General features: G+C 63.6%; 22 protein-coding genes. 5 read left to right on the top strand and 17 right to left on the bottom strand.

From position 1 onward, the window contains the following. Positions 1–9: 9 nt before the first annotated feature. The 8 genes from ACR0LD_RS06375 to ACR0LD_RS06340 all read right to left on the bottom strand — a co-directional run bounded on the left by ACR0LD_RS06375 (position 10) and on the right by ACR0LD_RS06340 (position 8,167). Positions 10–1,272, bottom strand: coding sequence for a c-type cytochrome (locus tag ACR0LD_RS06375; protein ID WP_170580115.1), 1,263 nt, complete (start codon positions 1,270–1,272; stop codon positions 10–12). After that, a complete protein-coding gene (locus ACR0LD_RS06370; RefSeq protein WP_480636034.1) occupies positions 1,273–2,481 on the bottom strand; it encodes a formate dehydrogenase subunit gamma in 1,209 nt (402 codons plus the stop codon). 71 nt (positions 2,482–2,552) lie between these two features. Further along, entirely contained in the window at positions 2,553–3,146 is a 594-nt protein-coding gene (gene fdh3B, locus ACR0LD_RS06365; RefSeq protein ID WP_005983764.1) for a formate dehydrogenase FDH3 subunit beta, read from the bottom strand. A gap of 11 nt (positions 3,147–3,157) precedes the next feature. Then, complete coding sequence (locus ACR0LD_RS06360) at positions 3,158–6,052, bottom strand: formate dehydrogenase subunit alpha (protein ID WP_170371225.1); 2,895 nt, start codon at positions 6,050–6,052, stop codon at positions 3,158–3,160. Positions 6,053–6,181: 129 nt separating this feature from the next. Further along, positions 6,182–6,370, bottom strand: a complete 189-nt coding sequence (locus ACR0LD_RS06355; protein WP_005983760.1) for a twin-arginine translocation signal domain-containing protein — start codon at positions 6,368–6,370, stop codon at positions 6,182–6,184. 60 nt (positions 6,371–6,430) lie between these two features. Beyond that, positions 6,431–7,042, bottom strand: a complete 612-nt coding sequence (locus ACR0LD_RS06350; protein WP_005983758.1) for a TorD/DmsD family molecular chaperone — start codon at positions 7,040–7,042, stop codon at positions 6,431–6,433. Between the two features lie 4 nt (positions 7,043–7,046). Further along, on the bottom strand, positions 7,047–7,616 hold the full coding sequence (locus tag ACR0LD_RS06345; protein ID WP_170524142.1) for a DUF3306 domain-containing protein: 570 nt from the start codon (positions 7,614–7,616) through the stop codon (positions 7,047–7,049). Further along, complete coding sequence (locus ACR0LD_RS06340; protein ID WP_480636030.1) at positions 7,613–8,167, bottom strand: DUF3305 domain-containing protein; 555 nt, start codon at positions 8,165–8,167, stop codon at positions 7,613–7,615. Before ACR0LD_RS06340 ends, ACR0LD_RS06345 begins: the two co-directional genes overlap by 4 nt. Positions 8,168–8,419: 252 nt before the next feature. On the opposite strand from ACR0LD_RS06340, the gene ACR0LD_RS06335 reads away from it, so the two are divergent. Continuing rightward, positions 8,420–10,375, top strand: coding sequence for a 4Fe-4S binding protein (locus ACR0LD_RS06335; RefSeq protein ID WP_480636028.1), 1,956 nt, complete (start codon positions 8,420–8,422; stop codon positions 10,373–10,375). Here the strand turns inward: ACR0LD_RS06335 and ACR0LD_RS06330 are convergent. Next, positions 10,369–11,097, bottom strand: a complete 729-nt coding sequence (locus ACR0LD_RS06330) for a c-type cytochrome (protein WP_170357563.1) — start codon at positions 11,095–11,097, stop codon at positions 10,369–10,371. The two genes, ACR0LD_RS06335 and ACR0LD_RS06330, sit on opposite strands and share 7 nt — an antisense overlap. Positions 11,098–11,161: 64 nt before the next feature. On the opposite strand from ACR0LD_RS06330, the gene ACR0LD_RS06325 reads away from it, so the two are divergent. Genes ACR0LD_RS06325 through ACR0LD_RS06310 form a run of 4 tightly spaced genes read left to right on the top strand, consistent with a single transcriptional unit; the run spans position 11,162 to position 13,588 of the window. Next, the gene (locus tag ACR0LD_RS06325) at positions 11,162–11,359 is read left to right on the top strand and encodes a DUF6494 family protein (RefSeq protein ID WP_170339600.1); all 198 of its coding nucleotides are present in this window, start codon (positions 11,162–11,164) and stop codon (positions 11,357–11,359) included. Then, positions 11,356–12,417 (top strand): Mrp/NBP35 family ATP-binding protein, encoded by a 1,062-nt coding sequence (locus ACR0LD_RS06320; protein ID WP_170366949.1) that lies wholly within the window; start codon positions 11,356–11,358, stop codon positions 12,415–12,417. The genes ACR0LD_RS06325 and ACR0LD_RS06320 overlap by 4 nt, the downstream gene beginning before the upstream one ends. Beyond that, complete coding sequence (locus tag ACR0LD_RS06315) at positions 12,414–13,112, top strand: biotin/lipoate--protein ligase family protein (RefSeq protein WP_480636026.1); 699 nt, start codon at positions 12,414–12,416, stop codon at positions 13,110–13,112. The genes ACR0LD_RS06320 and ACR0LD_RS06315 overlap by 4 nt, the downstream gene beginning before the upstream one ends. Continuing rightward, positions 13,109–13,588, top strand: coding sequence for a DUF6505 family protein (locus tag ACR0LD_RS06310; protein ID WP_170437244.1), 480 nt, complete (start codon positions 13,109–13,111; stop codon positions 13,586–13,588). The genes ACR0LD_RS06315 and ACR0LD_RS06310 overlap by 4 nt, the downstream gene beginning before the upstream one ends. Here ACR0LD_RS06310 and ACR0LD_RS06305 read toward each other — a convergent pair whose 3' ends face one another. The 8 genes from ACR0LD_RS06305 to acs form a co-directional block, all read right to left on the bottom strand. Then, positions 13,589–14,089, bottom strand: a complete 501-nt coding sequence (locus ACR0LD_RS06305; protein WP_170371219.1) for a flavin reductase family protein — start codon at positions 14,087–14,089, stop codon at positions 13,589–13,591. It abuts the gene before it with no gap. A gap of 86 nt (positions 14,090–14,175) precedes the next feature. After that, positions 14,176–15,588, bottom strand: a complete 1,413-nt coding sequence (locus ACR0LD_RS06300; protein ID WP_480636023.1) for a 3'-5' exonuclease — start codon at positions 15,586–15,588, stop codon at positions 14,176–14,178. Positions 15,589–15,590: 2 nt separating this feature from the next. After that, positions 15,591–16,109: a hypothetical protein gene (locus tag ACR0LD_RS06295; RefSeq protein ID WP_170357569.1), complete on the bottom strand. Its 519-nt coding sequence runs from the start codon at positions 16,107–16,109 to the stop codon at positions 15,591–15,593. A gap of 31 nt (positions 16,110–16,140) precedes the next feature. Continuing rightward, positions 16,141–17,964 (bottom strand): DUF294 nucleotidyltransferase-like domain-containing protein, encoded by a 1,824-nt coding sequence (locus ACR0LD_RS06290; protein ID WP_480636021.1) that lies wholly within the window; start codon positions 17,962–17,964, stop codon positions 16,141–16,143. Positions 17,965–18,072: 108 nt separating this feature from the next. Next, positions 18,073–19,857 (bottom strand): sodium:solute symporter family protein, encoded by a 1,785-nt coding sequence (locus ACR0LD_RS06285; protein ID WP_170461908.1) that lies wholly within the window; start codon positions 19,855–19,857, stop codon positions 18,073–18,075. Between the two features lie 15 nt (positions 19,858–19,872). Further along, on the bottom strand, positions 19,873–20,157 hold the full coding sequence (locus tag ACR0LD_RS06280; RefSeq protein ID WP_480636019.1) for a DUF4212 domain-containing protein: 285 nt from the start codon (positions 20,155–20,157) through the stop codon (positions 19,873–19,875). 182 nt (positions 20,158–20,339) lie between these two features. Then, positions 20,340–21,023 carry an adenylate kinase gene (locus tag ACR0LD_RS06275; RefSeq protein WP_170339585.1) on the bottom strand — a complete coding sequence of 228 codons (684 nt, stop codon included), beginning with the start codon at positions 21,021–21,023 and terminating at the stop codon, positions 20,340–20,342. Between the two features lie 7 nt (positions 21,024–21,030). Then, on the bottom strand, positions 21,031–22,995 hold the full coding sequence (acs, locus tag ACR0LD_RS06270; protein WP_480636016.1) for an acetate--CoA ligase: 1,965 nt from the start codon (positions 22,993–22,995) through the stop codon (positions 21,031–21,033). Positions 22,996–23,072 lie beyond the last annotated feature (77 nt).

Genomic DNA, 23,072 nt, shown 5'->3' with positions numbered 1-23,072 from the left:
TCCTCCGGCTTAGTCTGCGGGCGCTGTCGCGCTGCGCAGAAATTCAATCAGGTCGGTGCGGTCCTGCGCCTGCGCGATCCGCTGCATCGGCATCTTCGACCCCGGAATGTAGTGGTCCGGTCCCTGATCGAAAAGAGCGTTTATCGTCTGTTCGTTCCAAATGATATCAGACCCTTGCAGCGTTTCCGAGTAGATGTAGCCAGGCAGTGTCCCGGCCTGACGCCCGAATACGCCATGCAGGGTCGGTCCGGCCCGGCGCTGATCGTCCGGCGTCAGGCTGTGGCAGATCGAGCATTTCCGGGCGAACTGCCGTTCTCCGTTTTGCATTTCTTCGGGGTCCTTCAGGAAACTCGGCTCTTGGCTGGCCATCCGTTCCTGTGACCCCAGCGCGGCCACCGGCCAGCTGTACATGGCCTGATCCAGCCCGCCTGCGTGCAGGTTCTCTCCATCGGGGGAAAAGGCCAGTGCCCAGACCGGGCCGCGTAGCGTTGCCCGGAAATCCTGCGCAATCCGCCAGTTCTGCGTGTCGATGACCATGATGTAGCCCTCACCATCGCCCACCGCCAGCAGTGACCGATCCGGGCTGAGGGCGAGCGCAAGGATCGGGCGGCGGTCCAACGTGAAATCACGCTCGGCCCCGGTGGTCAGGTCCAGAATGCGGGTTACGCCATCGACCGCGCCATATGCGATCCAACCGTCTTGCGCGTTCAGGACCAGTTCGTTGATGCCGAAACCATGCTCGACCAGTCGCGCGGTTTCGGCCCCGGTCGTCACGTCCCAGACCCGCAAGCTGCCGTCGACCCCGGCGGAGTACAGCGACCGTCCGTCCGGCGCGAAGGCCACCGCGTTGACGCCGCTGCCCGTCGGGCCCAGCAGCTTGGCCGCACCGCCTTGGGTTGGCCACAGGCCGATGGTCCCATCCCAACTGGCAGTCGCCACAAGGGTCTTTGAGGCAGCAAGGCCGACGACCTTGCCCTTGTGCTGACCAACGACCTGTCCACCGGGCCAACGGCGCAGGGTAAAGTCGTCGCCGGCCGAATAGATCGCGGTGCCGTTGAAAACAACCGCGTTCACGGCAGCCTCGTGACCTTCCAGCCAGTCCGGCTGCTGCCCGGACCACAGGCCCACGGAATTGTCGAAACTGGCGGTGGCAATGCGCCCGTCCGGGGCTGTGGCGATGTCCATGATCGGTCCGCCATGGCCCTTGAGCGTGTAGAAATCTGCCGCCAACGGCAGCGGCAGCAGGGCCAGCGCCAAAGCCAGCCCGCGCATCTATTCGGCAGGCGAGGCCGCGGCGTCGCTGGCCTCCTGCGCCTTTACCTCTTCCAGCCACAGCGAATGGTGCTCGCGCGCCCATTGCTCTTCGACCTCGCCGGTACCCATGGCGTCAAACGCGCCCTCCATGCCGACCGAGCCGAGGTAGATATGGGCTAGGATGATGGCGATGAAGGCATAGGCGACCATGACATGCCAGATCTGGGCATATTGCATCTCTTCCTGTGGAGACATCTGCGTGGGCAGGTCCAACCCCATCAGTTGGGGCAACCCGGTCGCGTTGGCGACCGAGAAAGTCTTGGCGAACATCGGAAGCTCGAACGGGAACAGCAGCGACAGGCCCGACAGGCTGATCGAGACGCCCAGCAGGATGCATAGCCAGAAAATGATCTTTTGACCGGCGTTGAATTTCTTGGCCGGGGGGTGGCTGCCTTTGGTGAACAATCCGCCGCCCGCCGCCAGCCATTTCAGATCAGTCCGGTTGGGGATGTTGTGGGCGATCCAGTTCACGGTGATGATGACCAATCCCAGCATGAAGGCCCAAGCCAGATTGTTGTGCAACCACTTGCAGCCTTGCGCGATGGTGGCGAACCCTTCCTTGCCGAACAGTGGGATCAGGAAATCCCGGCCGTAGAGCGTCAGCAGACCGGTCAATCCAAGTATCAGGAACGAGCCGGCAAACAGCCAGTGCCCGAACCTTTCAAATCCTGAAAACCGGGTGACCGTACGGCCTGTTTTCTCGCCATCGATGCGGATGCGGCCTCGGATCAGGAAAAACAACAGCAGAACGACCAGCATCCCACCCAGAATATAGGTTCCGTATTCGCGCAGCGGACCGGTGCGGAAAGTCCACCACCACATGCCGCCGTCCTGGATCAGCACGCCAGCAGCCGGCCCCTTTGTCGACACGGTGATATCGGCTGAGCCATAGCGGATGGCGCGATACACATCACTGTCTGAGGCTACGCCGCGCGTGCCCAACTGACCCAGCAGCCCTTCGGCATTGCCTTGCCCGGTATTCTGTGCGCGATAGCTGTTGTCGACCTTTTCGCCGCGTTGCCGGGCCAGAATATCCTCGAGCGTCGTGGCGCCACCGGTCTGCGCGCGCGGGGCAGCGGTTGGTTCGTCTGTGCCGGTCGTGTCCTGTGCAAGCGCGCCGTGCGCGATCCCAAGTGTCAACGTCAAAGCCAGAAAAATGCGCAGCATCGGAACCTCGGTATCAATCCAAAATCGAGTGACCCACCTGCGCGGGTCACCCGTGTTGTCAGGCTGAGGTCTCAGCCGTCCTTCTGGTCGTAAGCCGTGCCCCAACCCCAGGCGCCCGAGCCGAACCCACGCGCCACGACGCGTTCGCGGTAGATGGCCGAGACCACGTCACCGTCACCGGCGAGCAGGGCCTTGGTCGAACACATCTCGGCGCAGATGGGCAGTTTGCCCTCGGCGATCCGGTTGCGTCCGTATTTGGCGAACTCTGCGGTCGAGTGCGTTTCCTCGGGACCGCCGGCGCAGAAGGTACATTTGTCCATCTTGCCGCGCGATCCGAAGTTGCCGGCCTGCGGGTATTGCGGCGCGCCGAACGGGCACGCATAGAAGCAATAGCCGCAGCCGATGCACAGGTCCTTGGAGTGCAGGACGACGCCTTCTTCGTTCTGATAGAAGCAGTCGACCGGGCACACAGCCATGCAGGGCGCATCCGAACAATGCATGCAGGCGACCGAGATCGAACGTTCACCCGGCTTGCCGTCATTGATCGTCACCACCCGGCGGCGGTTGATGCCCCAAGGGACCTCGTGTTCGTTCTTGCACGCGGTCACGCAGGCGTTGCACTCGATGCAGCGTTCAGCGTCGCAGAGAAACTTTGCTCTAGCCATTGTCGTCCTCCTTACGCCGCCCAGATCTTGCAGAGAGTCGCTTTGGTCTCCTGCATCTGGGTCACTGAATCATAGCCATAGGTCTGGGCGGTGTTGGTGCTTTCACCCAGCACGTACGGGTCGGCGCCTTTCGGGTATTTCTCCCTCAGGTCCGCGCCCTGGAAATGGCCGCCAAAGTGGAAGGGCATGAAGGCCACGCCGGCACCGACCCTTTCGGTCAGCATCGCCATCACCTTGACCTTGCCGCCCTCGGGACCTTCGACCCAGACCTGCGATCCGTCGCGAATGCCAAGGTTGTTGGCGTCACGCGGATTGATCTCGACGAACATGTCCTGCTGCAGCTCGGCCAGCCACGGGTTCGACCGTGTCTCGTCGCCGCCGCCTTCATATTCGACCAGACGACCTGACGTTAGGATTATCGGGTAATCCTTTGAAAAGTCGTTCTTCTGGATCGAAGCATACAAGGTCGGAAGGCGATAGGCCTGGCGGTCCTCGTAGGTGGGATAGTCGGCCACCAGATCGCGCCGCGGCGTGTACAGCGGTTCGCGGTGCAGCGGGATCGGATCCGGGAAGGTCCAGACCACGGTGCGGGCCTTGGCGTTGCCGAAGGGCGCACAGCCATGCTTGATGGCCACCCGCTGGATGCCGCCCGACAGGTCGGTCTTCCAGTTGGTCTTGGGCCCGGCCACGGCGTCGATGGCCGCGCGTTCCTCGGCCGTCAGGTCGCCATCCCAGCCCAGATCCATCAGCATCTGCATCGTGAACTCGGGGTATCCGTCCTGGATTTCCGAGCCGACGCTGTAGACCCCTTCGGCCAGCAGGTTCTGACCGTCACGCTCGACGCCGAAACGCGCGCGGAAGGTCAGGCCGCCCTCGGCCACCGGTTTGGACATGTCATAGAGGTTTGGCGTCCCCGGATGCCCCATCTCGGCGGTGCCCCAGCAGGGCCACGGCAGACCGTAGTATTCGCCGTCATTCGGACCGCCCACCGCCTGCAGCGTCGTTCTGTCGAACGTGTGCTGGTTGGCCATATGGCTTTTGATCCGCTCTGGCGACTGACCGGTATAGCCGATCGTCCACAGCCCCGCGTTGAACTCGCGCGTGATGCTTTCGACATTCGGGGTTTCGGGGTCCTCCATCTCGATATTGCGGAAGAACCGATCCGCCCAGCCGAATTTGTTGGCGAACTTGGCCATGATGACCTCGTCCGGCAGGCTTTCGAACAGCGGATCGACCACCTTGTCGCGCCACTGCAGCGAGCGGTTCGAGGCCGTGACCGAGCCACGGGTTTCGAACTGCGTGCAGGCCGGCAGCAGATAGACGCCATCGGTCCGGTCATGCAAGACCGCGGAAACGGTGGGATACGGGTCGATCACGACCAGCATGTCCAGCTTTTCCATCGCCGTCTTCATTTCGACCATCCGGGTCTGCGAGTTGGGCGCGTGGCCCCACAGAACCATGGCGCGGACGTTGTTGGGCTGATCCATGTTCTCGGGATCTTCCAGAACACCGTCGATCCAGCGCGAAACCGGGATGCCCCGTTCGTTCTGCAGCGACTTGTCCTTGCCGTCCTTGTCCTTGACCATTGCGAACTGGCCAGCCAGCCACTCCGGTTCCTCGCCCCAGACGCGGGCCCAGTGACCCCATGCGCCTGCGGACAGGCCGTAATAGCCGGGCAGGGTGTGGGACAGAACGCCCAGATCGGTTGCGCCCTGCACGTTGTCATGGCCGCGGAAGATGTTGGTGCCGCCACCAGAAGTGCCCATGTTGCCCAACGCCAGCTGCAGCACGCAATAGGCGCGCGTGTTGTTGTTGCCGTTGGTGTGCTGGGTGCCGCCCATGCACCAGATCACGGTGCCGGGACGGTTGTTGGCCAGCGTCCGCGCCACGCGCTTGAGCTGCGATCCCGGCACGCCGGTGACGCGCTCGGTCTCTTCAGGGGTCCAGTTAGCGACCTCCTCGCGGATCTGGTCCATGCCCCAGACACGGGTGCGGATGAACTCTTTGTCTTCCCAGCTGTTGTCGAAGATGTGCCACAGGATGCCCCAGATCAGCGCCACGTCGGTGCCAGGGCGGAATCGGACATATTCGTCGGCATGGGCCGCGGTGCGCGTAAAGCGCGGATCGCAGACGATCAGCGGGGCGTTGTTCTGCTCTTTCGCGCGCAGAACATGCAGCAGCGAGACGGGGTGCGCCTCCGCCGGGTTGCCGCCGATGATGAAGATCGCCTTGGAATTGTGGATGTCGTTGTAGCTGTTGGTCATGGCGCCGTAGCCCCATGTATTCGCAACACCCGCAACGGTGGTCGAGTGGCAGATCCGCGCCTGGTGGTCCACGTTGTTGGTACCCCAGTAGGCCGCGAACTTGCGGAACAGATAGGCCTGTTCGTTGTTGTGCTTGGCCGAACCCAACCAATAGACGCTGTCAGGCCCGCTTTCCTCGCGGATGCTCATCATGCCATCGCCGATCTCGTCGATCGCCTGTTCCCAGCTGATGCGCTTCCACTCGCCACCCTCTTTCTTCATCGGGTATTTCAGGCGGCGTTCGCCATGGGCGTGTTCACGGACAGCGGCCCCCTTGGCACAGTGAGCGCCCAAGTTGAACGGGCTGTCCCAACCGGGTTCCTGCCCGATCCAGACACCGTTCTGCACTTCGGCAACCACGGTACATCCGACCGAGCAATGCGTGCAGACGGATTTGATGTTCTCGACAGCCGTGTTGGCTGCGGTCTGGGCGCTGGCGGGCGACACGGTTCCACCCGTGGCGCTGATCGCGGCCAGGCCGCCGATCGTCAGGCCCGAGCCACGCAGGAACGCGCGGCGATCGACGCTCTTTTCGCCGATTTGGGACAGGATACTTGTCCGCTGGGGGCGTCTCGCAACCCCGTTGGTCTTTTTCCTAAGCATTTCCTTCCTCCCTTGCTGGCCATGTTGATCATGGCTGGCTTGGTGTTTCGAAATCGACGTCGGGGCCAATCGCAACCGTCAGCCGAGTGTGACCACGTCCGGACCTGCGCCGGGCGTCGCCGGGGCGGCCTAGAAGCGCGCGCTGTCGAAATAGGCGCGGGTGTGCGCCGTGTCCTGAATGCGGGTCTCGTCCGAGGGTTGCTCGGCCGCTTCGGCCTCGGTTCCCAGGCTGGCCGCTGCAACGGCTGCCGGGGCCGCGGTGCCCGCCAGTTTCAGGAAGTCGCGGCGGCTGGCGCCGGTCTCCTTGGTCTTGCTCATGGGATCCTCCTTTCCCATTTGCGGTTCAGCGCCCACCGGACGCCAGCGAATGACGGCCGCCTAGTGCGTCGTCATGCGGAAGGCCTCGCGTTCGATCTCCATGAAGACCCGGCCGGCTGTGCCGACCGAGGCATAGAGAACCGAATGTTCGGCTGCTTCCAGGTCCGAGAAAAAGTGCTCGGCCCAGGGGCCGATATGCTTGTTCCAGAACGTCTTTTGATCTTCCAACGCGGCCGGGCCGCCGAAACGGCCGACGATCATGCCGCCCATCATCTCCATCAACGAGGCGATGTTGTCTTCGGGTTCGAACACGTTTGCCGCCCGGGTGATGCCCCGCGCCGCCATGTCGTTGCGCAGCTGCGCCAGCGGTTTCTCGTTCAGGAACCCGGTCAGGTAGAAGCTGGCATAGGGCAGCAGTTCTCCGCGCCCCAGCCCGATGAACAATGCGTTGAACTCGCGCTCGGCCGCTTCGGGCTTGGTCACTTTGGCCACGCGGGCCATGGCCTGAATGGCCTGGCCTAGATCGGTCTCGTCCCCCGACAACGCCGCGATCTGGCTCAGCAGGGTCTGGTCGGGTGGTGTTGCCAGAAGCAGGCCCAGAAAGTTGTAGAAATCCGCGCGCAGACGGTCCTCGGGGGAAATCTCGAACGTCTGCGGGTCGCGAATGTTCATCGGGTCATCCTTCGAATTCGAATTTCATGCGCCGCGGGGCCGGGGGGCGTTCGTCCTCATCCGGTTGGATGGCGTCTGCCACTTCGACAGGGGGCGCGGGCTCGGCTTCAGGCTCGGGCGTTTCGGTAGTCGGCTCGGCTTCGGCCTCGACCGGGTGTTCCTCGGCTTCCTTCTGCTCGGCCAACGCCTCGATATGGCGCAACATGCCTTTGCCCACCTGGTAAGCCGTCTGCAGGTTTTCGACCACGCAGGCGGCGTCGGTGTAGTCCTCACCGTAATCGACCAGCCCGTCCACATTCGCCAGTACCGGGTTCAACCGCCACAAGCGCCGCAAGGCGCGGCGGCGCAGACGGTCCGGCACGGCCTTGTCCATGAAGCCCGAAACATCGTCGCCCGCCTGCAGCAGGTCCGGGTCGGGCAGGTCAAGCTCGGCCAAAATCTCGGCGTCGGTCTTTTCTTCCAGTTCGGCTTGCTGCGCGGCGATCTCCTGCGCGGTCAGGGCCTCTTGTTCGGCATGCGCTTCGGCCTGCACGGCGGCCTTGCGGCGAGACCAGAAATCCTGCCGGGTGCTCATTGTACGGCCCTCCGCGGGGCGCGGTAGACATCCGAGGTCTGGCGGATGCGCGCATCGCCCTTGCCATCTTCTACAAGATCCACCCGTTTCTTGTCGCGGCGGCGTTTGACGAACACCTCATCGCGGTGATGGGCCACAGTGAAATCGCGCACCCAGGCGATCAAGCCTTCGGTCATAGGGATCTTTTCCACGATCTCTTCGCCGGTATCGGCATAGTCCTGCCCTTCATAAGGTGACGCTGTGATCAGAAACGCGTTCAGCGGGCGATCACCTTCGGCATCGTCACGCAGGACAAGATACAGCGATGGCTGGCTGTCCGAGAGATTGGCCATATAGGCCTCGGTTTCGTCGGACCAGAGTTTCAAGGACAGGGTGGCAGCGTGGTATTCGACCGCATCGCCCTCGCGGCGCAGTTCAACCCAGTCAGCCGGCGGGGCGCCAGGCAGCACCGCGACCGCGCGCCAATTCCACCGGGCCCAGCGTGTGACCCCCGGTGTCTTGCGCACGACGACGCCAACCGGCATTTCGATCTGTTTTGCGGCCTCGGCCACTTTGATCCTCCCCGGAAAAGCTCTCCCCTGCTTTCCCTTAGGTTCACTATGGTACACAAATGGGCCACGTGCCAAGTCCGCAGCGGCCTGAAATGGTCGTGATCTGGAAAAAAATCGTCGCAAATGGGTCGCGGCGACGATCAGCCGACTTTGGCGGGCGAGGCAGAGTTTCTGACCAGAACCGGCCGCCACACGTTGCATGGGCGGCGTTTGGGTCTAAGGTTAGGGGCAAGGAAGAGATGCGGGGGGAACATGGTCACCAAATTGGTCTTGTGCGATTGCGCCGGAAGTCAGGCCCAGGACGGGCAGGGGATATCGGACGCCTGCGGTGCTGAATGCAGCAGGGTCCACACGGCGCTGTGCACCTCCGAACTGACCGCTGCGGCCAAGCTGATGCAGTCGGATGACCAGATCGTCATCGCCTGCGGTCAAGAAGCCCAAGTGTTTCAAGAACTGGCCGAGGAACTGGGCGTGGATCACCCCGGCTTTGTCGATCTGCGCGACCGGGCCGGCTGGTCCGAGCAAGGGCGGTCGGCGATGCCCAAGATGGCGGCGCTGGCGGCCGAGGCTCTGTTGCAACAGCCGATCACGCCCAGCGTGGATGTCATCAGCGAAGGCACCGCCTGCATCATCGGGCCGGGTGAGGTTGCGTTTGACCTTGCACAGCGACTGTCGGACACGATGGCGGTGACGGTGGTCGTCACCGATGAGGCGCAGCCTGACAGCCGGGCCTATGACGTGGTGCGCGCGCGGGTCCGGTCGGTCTCGGGGGCGCTGGGCGGGTTCACCCTGCGGTTGGATGCGTTGCAGCAGATTGATCCGGCCGGACGCGGTCCCTTTGCCTGGACCCCGCCGCGCGACGGTGCGGTGTCGGCCTGCGATGTGCTGATCGATCTGGCGGGGGGTACGCCCTTCGTGACGGCCCCCGACAAGCGCGAAGGCTACCTGCGCGCCGATCCGCGCGATGCGGTGGCGGTTGCCCGGTTGGCCTTTGACGCGGCGCAGCTGGTCGGGACCTTCGAAAAGCCGCTGTATGTCCGGCTCGAAGAAACCCTGTGCGCCCATTCGCGGGCCGGGCAGGTGGGCTGTTCCAACTGTCTGGACATCTGCCCCACCGGGGCCATCACTCCGGCAGGAGACCACGTGGCCTTCGACCCGATGGTCTGCGCGGGCTGCGGTGAATGCGCGGCCCTGTGCCCCTCGACCGCGATCAGCTATGAGGATCCGCCGGTGGCGGCCCTGTTGGCGCGGATGCAGACCTTGGCGGCGACCTACCGTCGGGCCGGAGGGAGCGCCCCGCGCCTGTTGGTACATGATGCCCACGGGGCCGAGATGATCCGGCTGGCCGCGCGGTTCGGGCGCGGGCTGCCCGCCGATGTGATTCCGCTGGAGCTGGGTGTGGTGTCCGGCTTTGGACATGCCGAGATGCTGGCTGCCTTGGCTCATGGCTTTGCCCGGGTCGACATCCTGCTGGCCCCGACGACCGAGCGGGATGCGTTGGACCGCGAACTGCCGCTGGCGCTGGCCATCGCCGGAGCGGACGTCGTCGGAGTGATCGACGAATCCGATCCCGATGCGCTGGCCGATCTGCTCTATGCGCAGGACGTGCCGCAGCCTCTGGCCCAACCGGTGCTGCCGCTGGGCAACCGGCGCCAGATCACGCGGTTGGCGGCGCAGGCGCTGCGCCCCGATGCGTCTCAGCCGCTGCCCCTGCCGGAACGCGCGCCCTATGGCGCGGTGGCGGTGGACACCGAAGCCTGCACCCTTTGCCTGAGTTGCGTGTCGCTGTGCCCGTCAGGCGCATTGATCGACAACCCCGACATGCCACAGCTGAACTTTCAGCAGGATGCCTGCCTGCAATGCGGGCTGTGCAAGACCATCTGTCCCGAAAGCGCGATCATCCTGGTGCCCGAACTGGACCTGAGCGACCGTGCGCTGTCGCCGCGTGTTCTGAACGAGGAAGAGCCCTTTGCCTGCATCGAATGCGGTGGACTGTTCGGTGTGAAATCGACGGTCGAGCGGATCATGGAGAAGCTGGCCGGCAGCCACCCGATGTTTGCCTCGTCCGAGCAGGCGAGGATGATCCAGATGTGTGACGATTGCCGTGTCCAGGCGCAGTTCCACAGCGAGAATAACCCATTTACCTCAAAGCCCAAGCCCAAGGTCGTTACCACAGATGACTACTTCAGCAAGCGCAAGGATCACTGAAGCTTGAGCGGCGCCCCCAGGTCGGCCGCGCGGATGGCCGAGACATAGGCCAGAATGGCCTCAAGCTCGTCTTGCGTCAGCCTCAGTGGGTGAATGGGCGGGGGGCGTTCGGGGTTGAAGGGCGCAGTGATCCCTTCGATCTGGGTAAAGGACGGGTGCGGATTCAGGGCAAAGAACGCTTGGAACCGGTTCGACCAGTCCGGCATCGCGCGCAGCACCGCGAAGGACGGCGTGGAGCCCAACCCGTTCATCCGGTTCTGAGGGCCGATCACATGACAGCGCCCGCAATGGGTCAGCGACAGCTTTTCACCCAGCAAGGCGTCGCCTTCGATGGTATCCGACTCGGGCGCAGCGACCGTTTCGAAACTGGCCGAGAACGGGCCGCCCTCGGTCGGTGCAAAACTTTCGACGGTGCGTTTGCCCACGTCGGACAACAGCCAATCCTGAAAGCGGGCCTGCCGCGGGTCGTCCTGAACGCGCAGGTGATAGATGTCGCCGCCGCGCTGAAACACCGGCTGTCCCGGTGGCCCGACCGCCAGAACCATCGCGCCACCTTCCTCCGCGACAACCCGGATTCCGGTCTTGAGCGAGAAGCGCGGAAGAATATGTTTCAAAAGACCCGAGCGTGCGACATCGTCCGGCGCGGCCAGACCAATCTCCTCCTGCGACCAAGAGGGGCTGGCGAAGAGCGTCAGGCTCAGGCACAAAAGAACAAAGCGCATGGCCCAGCCTAACGGTGACAGGGCGAATGCGTCAAATGAACGAACAAGACGGAGACACACGGCGATGAGCGGCGATTACAACATGTCGATGCGCAAATTCCTCAAACAGGTTGGCGTGACCAGCCAGCAGGCCATCGAAGATGCGCTGCGCAAGGCGGGCGATCCGGCGGGCAAAAGCTTTGAGGCCAAGATGGTCCTGACGATCAACGGGCTGGATGTCGAACACGTGGTGACAGGCCAGATCAAGGACGGCGACGCATGAGCATCCGCGACGCGGTTCTGGCGAACCTGAAAAAGATCACCGACCCGGTTTCGGGGCAGGACATCGTCAGCGCGGGCGTGGTCCGCGCGCTGAATGTCGAGGGCGACACCGTGCGCTTCGTTCTCGAGATCGACCCCAAGTACGCCGAAAAGATGGAGCCGGTGCGCGCCACCGCCGAAAAGGCGGCGCAGATGGTCGACGGGGTGGCCAAGGTCTCGGCCCTGCTGACCGCGCATTCCGACAAGGCGCCGCCGGATTTGAAGCCCAAGCCCAAGCCGTCGCAGACCGGGCCGCAGGCGGTGCCGGGGGTTGACCGGATCATCGCGGTGGCCTCGGGCAAGGGCGGGGTCGGAAAGTCGACCGTTTCGGCCAACCTGGCCTGTGCGCTGGCGGCCGAAGGGCGGCGCGTTGGATTGCTGGATGCTGATGTCTACGGCCCTTCGCAGCCGCGCATGCTGGGCGTGTCCGGGCGACCCGCCAGCCCCGATGGCAAAACCATCCTGCCGCTGCGTAATCACGGCGTCACCATGATGTCGATGGGGTTGATGACCAACGAAGGTCAGGCGGTGGTCTGGCGTGGCCCGATGCTGATGGGCGCGCTGCAGCAGATGATGAGCCAGGTGCAGTGGGGCGCACTGGACGTGCTGATCGTCGACCTGCCGCCCGGCACCGGTGACGTGCAGCTGACGCTGAGCCAAAAGTTCAAGGTGGACGGGGCCATCGTCGTCTCGACCCCGCAGGACGTGGCCCTGATCGACGCGCGCAAGGGCATCGACATGTTCCGCCAGCTGAAGACGCCGATCGTCGGCATGATCGAGAACATGTCCACGCATATCTGCTCGAACTGCGGGCACGAGGAACACGTGTTCGGCCATGGGGGCGTCGCCGCCGAAGCCGCCGAATTGGGCGTGCCGTTGCTGGGGGAAATCCCGCTGCATCTGGATATCCGCGTGGCCGCCGATGGCGGGGCGCCGATCGTGGTCAGCAAACCCGACAGCCCGCAGGCCGAGGCCTTCCGCAAGATCGCCCGCGACCTGATCGCCGCGGGCAAGGCATGACACAGCCGGTCTTTCCCCCATTGCTGTCCGGGCACCCGGTGCAGGGTGGGGAAGACCCGTTCGACCATGCGCAGGCCATGGCGGCGCTGGGCTGCGATGCGGGCAGCGTCGTCTTCAACATCCAGGCGGATCGCCTGCGCGCGGCCATCGTATTTGCGCCCGAGGTGCCCTTGCAGGACGCCATGGCCATGCTGCCGCTGTGCGCCGTCGGGTTCCAGAACGCGCTGGGCGCGCTGGCTCCGCCCGAGGTGGCGGTTCATCTGGGGTGGGACGGGCCGATTTTTGTCAACGGGGCCCGCTGTGGCCGGTTTCGTGTGGCCGCGTCGACCTCGGATCCGGAAACCTATCCCGACTGGCTGGTCGTCGGCTGGGAACTGGCCTTGCTGCAAACCGGGGACGAGCCCGGCAAGTCGCCCGATGTGACGGCCCTGTATGACGAAGGCTGCGCGGAAGTGTCCCCGGTGCAGCTGGTCGAAAGCTGGTCGCGTCACATGCTGACCTGGCTGAACCGCTGGTTCGAGGATGGCAACGCGCCGTTGCACGGGGAATGGATGGGCTTGCTGCAGGGCGTCGGAGAGCCCTATGGTGATCGCGGCGTGTTTCTCGGGGCCGATGAGCGGTTCGGCATGCTGTTGCGGAACGGTGCGGATACGCAGCTTGTTCCCTTGACCCGTCTGTTGGAGGACGCCCATTGAACCTGGCCCGCGCCATTCATTTCGACGAAAGCGACCTGAACGTCTTTCACTCACCCGCCCGAACGGGCGAGTGGTGCATCTCGGGCGGGTTCGAGTTTTCGAACTGGGGCGAGGCAGACCTGGCCGGCAAGGCGCGTCAAGCCTTTGCCAACGGGTGGCTGGGGCTTGAAACCTTCGGGCGCGTGACCTTCGTGGCGGTGACGCAGATCGAACCGGCCGAGATGGAGCGGCTGGCCACCAACCTGGCCGAGCATTTCGTGCGCCTTTACGGCGCGCCCTCGGTCGAGGCGGCGCTGGACGTGGCCCGGGCCGAGCTGGCCCATATGTCCGAGATGTGTGACGATCATGCCCCCAACACCCTGCTGACCGTTGCCCGCAGCCTGACCGAGTCCGGCGTTCACGAGGCGTTTCGCGTGATCACGCCGCAAGAGGCCGAGTTGGAGGCCTTTGCCGTGCACGGGTCATTGGACGAGTAATTACAAAAGGTCGGCAAAACCGCCGAACTGTCCGCGCTTGAAGATCAAGCCTTTGCCGGTGCGGTACATGACCTGTTCGACCTCTCCCACGAGAATCAGATGATCCCCGGCCTCGTGGCGGGCAGACAATGTGCAGTCAAATCGGGCCAGACACTGGCTCAGCTGCGGCCGACCTTTGTGATCCGGGGACCAGTCTGCATGCGAGAAATCGAGGCCATTGCGGGCAAAACGAAGGGCCAGATCCTGCTGATCCTCGGCCACGACATGGATCGAGTAATGTTGCGCTGCTTGAAAGGCCCCGTAACGGTTCGACTCTTTTGCCAGACACCACAGGACCAATGGTGGATCCAGCGACACTGATGCAAACGAGTTGACGGTGATGGCCGAGGGACCGTCCGGGGTGCTGGTCGTGACGACCGTCACACCAGTGCCAAAGCACCCGAGAGCCTCGCGGAAGGCCATGCTTTGATCGGGTCCGGGTTTGAATGTTCTTTCGGTCATCGCGCGCTCGTTTGGTGGCCGGGCACGGGGTGCCATGCCGCAGCAGAATTGTCCACGAAAAGCTGTATCGCGATCAATAGGCTGATTCAGTTCAGGTCTTCCAGCAGCCGACCGTGCTTGCGGGTTTCTGCGATCACGTCGCCGAATGTCTGCATACCGCGTGCAGCCAGCATCGGCAGCATCCGCACCAATGCTTCAGCCGTCGCAACCGCATCCCCCAAAGCCGTGTGGCGGAGCGTCTCGGGGATTTCCACGCCCAGTCTTTCGCACAAAGCGTCGAGCGTATGGGTTTCGCTGGCTCCGAAAAGGACCGCTGACAGCAGAACCGTGTCCAGGATGGGGTGATCCCAAGTCACTTCCATGCGCTTGGCATGACGGCGCAGAAACGCCATGTCGAATGGTGCGTTATGCGCCACGATCACGGCATCACGGGCGAAGTGGTGGAACATGCGCCCGGCTTGCGCGATATCGGGCGCGTCCTGCACCATACGGTCACTGACCTTGTGAACCTTGGTCGAAGCGGGTGGGATCGGAATGCCCGGATTGACCAGCGTGTCCAGCCGCTCGCCCTCGACGATGCGCCCCTTGACGACACGGACGGCGCCGATCTGCACGATCTCGTCCTTGTGCGGCAGCAAACCGGTGGTTTCGGTGTCGAAGACCACAAAGCACAGTTGCGATAGCGGGCGGTTTTCGAACGCCTCGTCGCCTGGGGTGTCCAGAAGATCGAAATCATAGACCAGAGGGCGCGCGGCCTCTGGCGGAATGCGGGCGACGCTGTCTTCGAAGATCAGCATATAGCCCGGCGCATCGCCCAGCGGTTTCATGCGTGCCGTGTAGGTTTGGCGCCCGTCCACGCTGGCGAGGGTGCAATAGACATCCATGCCGGTTTTCCCCAGCTTCTCATAAGCGTCCAGCAGAGGTTTGCGTTCGAGATAGTCGAACAGCGAGGCGTTCAAGCGGGGATGGGCGATCTGCGCCAGAACCTCGGCGGCCTGCGCGTCATACAGAACGATCTGATGGTTTGGCCCCGCCAGCAGCATCGCGACCGGGATCTCGGACAGAAGCGCGGTCAGACGTTCCTTCTCTGACGCGAGATGCGCGGTTTCGGCGGCAACGGCTTCGGCGGTGGACAGGGCGGTGGTGGCCAGTCGTTCGGCAAGGCTGGCGGCGGCGGGAGCCAGATCACCCAGATAGCGTGCCGCCTGCAGGTCAAGATCGGTATCCACCTCCGCATGTGCACGCGCACGCAGCTGCGCCGACAGGCGTTCGATCGGCTTTGCTACGTTGTCGTCGAACAGCAGCCAGACACCAGCGACCAGCCCAAGCAAGCCAAACGAGATAAGCAGGCCGCTGAACACGAAGGCGCTGGTCATGTCCGCGGGGTCGGCCCGGCGCAGGCCAAGCCAAAGCGCGATCAGGGTGATGGCGATGCCTCCCGCGGCAAGCAAGCAAAAGAACAGAAAAATTCTCAGGCGCAGGCTCAGGCGGGTCAGCATGGTCAGGCCTCACAAGTGGCTGAGACCACCGGATCATCCGCGCCAACCGGCACCCAATCGGCACCGACCAGACGCCCGTCATCCGAGAACTCGGCCCCATCCGCCAGACTTGCACGGCTGTGCTCGGCGCAGTTCACAGCGATCGGCATCTTGGATACCGGCGCCCAGCGGCCAAAGAAGTACAGGTCGATCAGGCGCTGATCCGGCACCTGCGCATTGGTCCGCAACGAGGCCGTATCGACGGCCGCGAACCGGTCGACATACGGCACCGCATAGGTCCAGGGGCGATAGAGCGCGCGGCTTTCGACCTCCTGCACGACGGTCAGGCCCTCGGGCAGGGCGTCACGGGTGCGGTCGTACCACGAATACTCGCTGATGATCGTGACTGCGATCATGCCCAAACCGGCCGCAACCGGAGCCGACCATTTCGGCAGGCGGCCACCGGTCAGCCGGTTCAAACCCATCACGAGGCCCGCGATGGCAAAACCCGCAAAGATCGTGCCGATCAGCTCAAGAAACATCTTCCTCCTCCGTTCTTCCTGGCCTGGGGCTTTACCCCAGCATCCCCTTGCCGTGCCCGACCGCGGATTGCATCGTTTTTACCACGACAAACGCGTCCCGAAGATGACTTCGCTCAAAGTCCGACAATTCCGACGGCGCAAGATAGTTGTCGGGCTTGTCGCCATTCCTGATCTGTTTGACCTGATGGTTCAACCGGGTTTCCGCGATCAGGTCATAGGCATCCAGCAGGTCCCGCGCGCCCGACGGACTGAGCACCCCGGCGGCCTCGGCGGCCTTGAGGCGCGCGCGGGTGTTCACCTCGGTCAATTCACCCTGCAGGCTGTAGACGCGGCCCAGATCGACCACGGGAACCACGCCGTTGTGCTTGAGATCCAGCGTGTTGCGATGCTCGCCCGAGCGGATCGTGGCGATCCCGCGCAGCAGGCCCAGCGGCGGCGTGTGCTTCAGAGAATTCGAAATCATGTGCGCCACGAAGATCGAGTTGGCCCGCGCCGCGCGCAGGGTTTCGGCCTGCAGGTCGGAAAACAGCTCGAACCGGCCGCCGATGGGGCGCAAGTCGAACATGACCGAGGCCAGCATCTGCGCCTCGGGGTTGGGCTTGGCGATCCAGCCGTTGAAATAGTCGCGCCAGACCCGGACCGGCTGCCGCCAGCGCGGATTGGTCGCCATCATGTCGCCGGGGCAATAGAAATACCCGCAGGTATCCAGCCCGCCGGACACGAATTTGGCCAGCGCCTCGAAATAGGGCAGGTCGGCATCGGTGACGCTGTCATCCAGCATCAGGCAATTGTCCTGATCGGACACGCCCGTCTGCTCCTGCCGCCCCTGCGAGCCGCAGGCCAGCCAAAGATAGGGGACGGGCGCCGGGCCGAGTTTCTGCTCGGCCAGCGCCAGCAGCCGGCGCGTCGCGGCGTCAGCGATGTCGGTGATCAGGCGGGTGACGATTTCGTGCCGGTTGCCCGCCGCCACCAGTTGCACCAGCAGGTTCGGGATCTCGGCCGTGACCGCGGCCATCTCGGTCGCCGACCCGGCCTGCGCGATGCGGCCGACCAGCTCGGCCGAGCTGACGGCCTGGAACCGGGTCAGGTCGGTCTGGGTGACCATTCCGACCAGACGCCCACCCTCGGTGATGGGGATATGGCCGATACCGCGTTCCAGCATCGCGTGCAGCACGTCCGAGCCGATGTCGCCGGGCGACAGGGTCAGCGGGTCCGGGGTCATGATCTGTGACACCGGGGTCGTCGGGGGCAGGGCGCCCGCCACGACCTTGCCCGACAGGTCCCGAACCGTGGCAATGCCGCGCAACGCGCCGCGCTCGGTGATGCAGACCGACGAAATGCCCCGGTCGCGCATCAGGCGCGCGGCTTCCTGAACGGTCGTGTCGGGGGTGCATGTGGCCGGCTTGCGCGCCATCAGGGTCTCGACACGAGTGGTGGCCAGCGATTGCTGTTCAGGCCGCGCGGGGCGGGCCCGATTGAAGAATTTGGCGACGACGACGTGACGCTGGAGCAGATCGGAAAACAGGACAGTTGGGATGATCAGCAGAACCGAGGGCGCGTCAGCCGTTGCCGTGGTCTTCGCGCGCCCGTCGCGCATCAGACCACGTTCGCCGAACGAGTTGCGCAGGCCCAGATGGGATACGACCGCGCCGTTTTCGTCGGTGATCTCGACCTGGCCTTCGTAGATGATGAACAGGCCGGGCAACTGCGCGCTGCGGTGATAGATGACGGTTCCCTTTGGGATTTCACGCGCTTCGATCCGGGCGGCGATGTCGGCCAGTTCCTCGACAGGCAGCGCGTCATAGGGGTGCACGGATTTCAGGAACCGGGTGATCTGTTCAGGTGAAAGCGCCATGGGTTCGCCCGTCCGCTTGAATGAAAAGCCCCGCCCGGGGTTTAGCCGGGCGGGAAAAGTTGGTCGAGGGAAACGGCCCGTGATGCATCATCGCGGACCGCATCCGGCTCAGTGGTCCTGAGCCGCGCCCGCACCACGGGGAATGCGCACGCTTTCGACCAGATCCTTGATCTCCTGCGGGGTTTCCTTGGTCATGCCGGCAACCACATAGGCGACGCCGAAGTTGACCATGGCGCCGATCGCACCGAACGAGGTCGATTTGATCGGACCCAGCAGCGGGTCTGCATCGGTGAACGAGTTGGTGCCCGGAATGAACAGCCAGCCCTTGTGCAGGAAGATGTAGACCAGGGTGACGGTCAGACCAGCCAGCATGCCCGCGACCGCGCCGGTGTTGTTGATGCGGGTCGAGAAGATCCCCATCATCAGCGCCGGGAAGATCGAGGCCGCCGCCAGACCGAAAGCCAACGCCACGGTTTGCGCCGCAAAGCCCGGAGGGTTGAGGCCCAGATAGGTGGCAACCACGATGGCCACGGCCATTGCGATCCGCGCCGCCAGAAGCTCGCCCTTCTCCGAGATGCTCGGGTTGATCGAGCCCTTGATCAGGTCGTGCGACACCGCCGACGAGATTGCCAGCAGCAAGCCCGCAGCGGTCGAAAGCGCAGCCGCAAGACCACCGGCCGCGACCAGACCGATCACCCAACCCGGCAGGTTGGCGATTTCGGGGTTGGCCAGAACCAGGATGTCGCGGTTGAAATTGGTCAACTCGTTGCCGACCCAGCCCTTTTCTTCGGCAAGCGCCTGCATGTCGGCGTTCTTGTCGTTGTAGTACTGGATCTTGCCGTCGCCGTTTTTGTCTTCCCAGCCCAGCAGGCCGGTTTTCTGCCATGTGGCCATCCAGTCATAACGGGCATCGTTGTCGATCTGCTCCAGCGATACAGCGCCGCCTTCGATGCCCCCGTTCGGCCACATCATGTCGGTGATATTCAGACGGGCCATGGCACCAACCGCGGGGGCGGTCAGGTACAGCAGCGCGATGAACACCAGCGCCCAACCGGCCGACCAGCGGGCGTCCGACACTTTGGGAACGGTGAAGAAGCGCATGATGACGTGCGGCAGGCCGGCGGTGCCGATCATCAGCGACAGGGTGAACAGAACCATGTTCAGCGTGTTCGAATGATGAGCGGTGTATTCCGCAAAGCCCAGCTCGGCCACGATGGCGTCCAGCTTGGTCAGCAGCGGCTCGCCACCGGCGGTGTCGCCGAACAGGCCCAGGGCCGGGATCGGGTTGCCGGTCAGCTGCAGCGAGATGAAGATCGCCGGAATGGTGTAGGCGGTGATCAGCACGCAGTACTGAGCGACCTGGGTATAGGTCACGCCCTTCATGCCGCCGAACACCGCATAGGCAAACACGACGCCCGCGCCGATCAGCAGACCGGTGGTGTTCGACACTTCCAGAAAGCGGCCAAAGGCCACGCCCACGCCGGTCATCTGGCCGATCACGTAGGTGACCGAGGCCACGATCAGACAGATCACCGCCACGACGCGCGCGGTCTGGCTGTAGAAGCGATCGCCGATGAATTCGGACACGGTGAACTTGCCGAACTTGCGCAGATAGGGCGCAAGCAGAAGCGCCAGCAGCACGTAGCCGCCGGTCCAGCCCATCAGGAACGAGCTGTTGTCATAGCCGGTAAAGGCAATAAGGCCCGCCATCGAGATGAACGAGGCCGCCGACATCCAGTCTGCTGCCGTGGCCATGCCGTTGGTGACCGGGTGAATGCCGCGCCCGGCGGCATAGAATTCCGACGTGGACCCCGCGCGGGCCCAGATCGCGATGCCGATGTAGAGCGCGAACGACGCGCCCACAAACAGCAGGTTGATGGTAAACTGATCCATTGTCCCCTGGCTCCCTTATTCTTCTTCGACGCCGTATTCGGCATCCAGTTTGTTCATGCGCCAGGCGTAGAAGAAGATCAGCGCCAGAAAGACCAGGATTGATCCCTGTTGCGCGAACCAGAAGCCCAGGTCGGTACCGCCGACGGCGATGCCCGACAGCAACGGGCGCAGCAGAATGCCGAACCCGAAAGACACCAGCGCCCAGATGATGAGGCTGATGTAGATGAGACGCAGGTTTGCCTGCCAATAGCCCTTGTCGGACACGGCAGTCTGCGCGGAGTTTGTTGAATTATCCGCCATTGCGGTTTCCTCCTTGGTTCCTCCAGGGCGGCCCGGTGCATTTGTCCTCCGGCGTAGGGCCGCCATTCGATTGCGCCGAGCGCCGCGATGGCGCCAGGCAAAGCTTCTCCGGTCCGCCAGAGCGGTTCCGTTGAAGAAACTCGTGTCGGGATCAGTGCCCGCTGTGGGGAGTCCTCTTCCCCTTACCGCATCGCGTCGCCCACGATGCTTTCCAGGCCACGGGCGATCTGATCGATCTGCCCCATGGCATCCAGTTTTCTGAGTACGCCGCGATCCTTGTAGTAGTCGATCAAAGGCGCGGTTTGTTCGTGATAGGCCTCCAGCCGGGACGCCACGGTTTCGGCATTGTCATCGGCGCGGCGGCTGAATTCCGTGCTGCCGCACTTGTCACAAACACCGTCCACCTTCGGCTGCTTGTACTGATCGTGGTAGCCTTCACCGCACATTGCGCAGGTGTAGCGTCCGGCGATCCGGGTGACCATCTCGGCGTCCTCGACCTCGAGGCTGATGGCCGCATTCACCTTCTGCCCGTTTTCGGCCAGCAGCTTGTCCAACGCTTCGGCCTGAACCGTGGTACGGGGAAACCCGTCCAGGATGACACCGCGCGCGCAATCGGGCTCGGCAATGCGATCGCGCAGGATTGCGATGACGATGTCGTCGCTGACCAGGTCGCCGGCTTCCATCACTGCTTTCGCGGCCTTTCCGGCCTCGGTTCCGGCAGCAACCGCGGCGCGCAGCAGGTCGCCCGTGCTGAGTTGCACAAGGCCGAATTTCTGTTCCAGCATTCGCGCCTGTGTGCCCTTCCCGGCGCCCGGAGGGCCGAGAAGGATCAGGACAGCGGGCTTTGTGATTGTTTCAGCCTGCATCACGCCCTCACTTGTTGGCCCGGTTGGCGATCAGATCTTCGACGACGGACGGGTCGGCCAGGGTCGAGGTATCGCCCAGCGAGCCGAAGTCGTTCTCGGCGATCTTGCGCAGAATGCGGCGCATGATCTTGCCCGAACGGGTCTTGGGCAGGCCCGGAGCCCATTGGATCACGTCAGGGCTGGCGATCGGTCCGATTTCTGTCCGGACCCATGTGCGCAGCTCTTTCAGCAATTCATCCGAGGGCTCTCGGTCATTCATCAGGGTGACGTAGCAATAGATGCCTTGGCCCTTGATTTCATGGGGATAACCTACGACGGCCGCTTCGGCGACGGCGGCGTGAGCCACCAGCGCGCTTTCGACTTCGGCGGTGCCCATGCGGTGGCCCGAGACGTTGATGACGTCATCGACGCGGCCGGTGATCCAGTAATCGCCATCTTCGTCGCGGCGGCAGCCGTCACCGGTGAAGTAATACCCCTTGTAGTCCGAGAAATAGGTCTTCTCGAACCGCTCATGGTCGCCCCATACGGTGCGCATCTGGCCCGGCCAGCTGTCCTTGATGCACAGCACGCCTTCGACCCCGTTGCCGGTGATCTCGACGCCCGACTGCGGATCCAGCACGACGGGTTGAACGCCAAAGAAGGGTTTCATCGCCGAACCGGGCTTGGTCGCATGCGCGCCGGGCAGGGGGGTCATCATGTGGCCGCCGGTCTCGGTCTGCCACCAGGTGTCGACGATTGGGCATTTCCCCTTGCCGACCACCTCATTGTACCAGTTCCAGGCCTCGGGGTTGATGGGTTCGCCCACCGTGCCGAGCGTTTTCAGGGAACTCAGGTCGCAATTTTCTACGAACTCGTTGCCCTGACCCATCAGCGCGCGGATCGCGGTGGGGGCGGTGTAGAACTGGTTGACCTTGTGCTTCTCGCAAACCTGCCAGAACCGCGAGGCGTCGGGATAGGTCGGCACGCCTTCGAACATCAGTGTGGTCGCGCCATTGGCCAGCGGGCCATAGACGATATAGCTGTGGCCGGTGACCCAGCCCACGTCCGCCGTACACCAGTAGATGTCGCCGTCATGATAGTCGAAGGTGATTTCGTGGGTCATCGCGGCATAAACCAGGTAGCCGCCGGTGGTGTGCACCACGCCTTTCGGCTGTCCGGTCGAGCCCGAGGTGTAAAGGATGAACAGCGGATCTTCGGCGTTCATCTCGGCCGGCGCACAATAATCGTCGGCCTCCAGCGCCATTTCGTTGTAGTCGTAGTCGCGCCCGTCGATCCAGGTCGTCTGGCCACCGGTGCGCTTGACCACCAGACACTTTACCGTGTCCTTGCAGTGCAGCAGGGCGGCGTCGGCGTTCGATTTCAGCGGAGTCTTGCGGCCGCCGCGCGGGGCCTCGTCGGCGGTGATGATGACCTTGGCGTCACAACCGTTGACCCGAGCGGCCAGCGCGTCGGGCGAGAAGCCGGCAAACACGATCGAGTGGATCGCGCCAATGCGGGCGCAGGCGAGCATGGCATAGGCTGCCTCGGGGATCATCGGCAGATAGATGACGACCCGGTCGCCTTTGCGCACGCCCATCGATTCCAGAATGTTCGCCATGCGGCAGGTGCGGCGGTGCAGCTCGGCATAGGTGATGTGCTGGGCTTCGTCGTTCGGATCATCCGGTTCCCAGATGATCGCGGTCTGATCGCCGCGGGTCTTCAGGTGACGGTCCAGACAGTTGGCCGAGACGTTCAGCGTGCCGTCGGCATACCAGTTGATCTTGACCGAGCCGAAATCGTAGTTGACGTCCTTGACCTGGGTGTAAGGCTTGATCCAGTCGATCCGCTTGCCATGCTCACCCCAGAATTTCACGGGGTCGTTGACAGATGCCTCGTACATCTGGGTGTATTTTTCGGCATCGACATGAGCGCGAGCAACGGTTTCTGCGGATGGCGGAAATACCTTGGCTTCTGCCTGGGCAGCGGTGGTCATTCTGAGGCTCCTCCCTCTGACTGGACTTCGGGTGGACCGAGTTTGCTCAATTGATTGGCATTGTCGATCCGTTTCCT

The organism is Ruegeria sp. BF8 (assembly GCF_056538625.1).
This window is presented reverse-complemented; position numbering and strand designations above follow the sequence as displayed.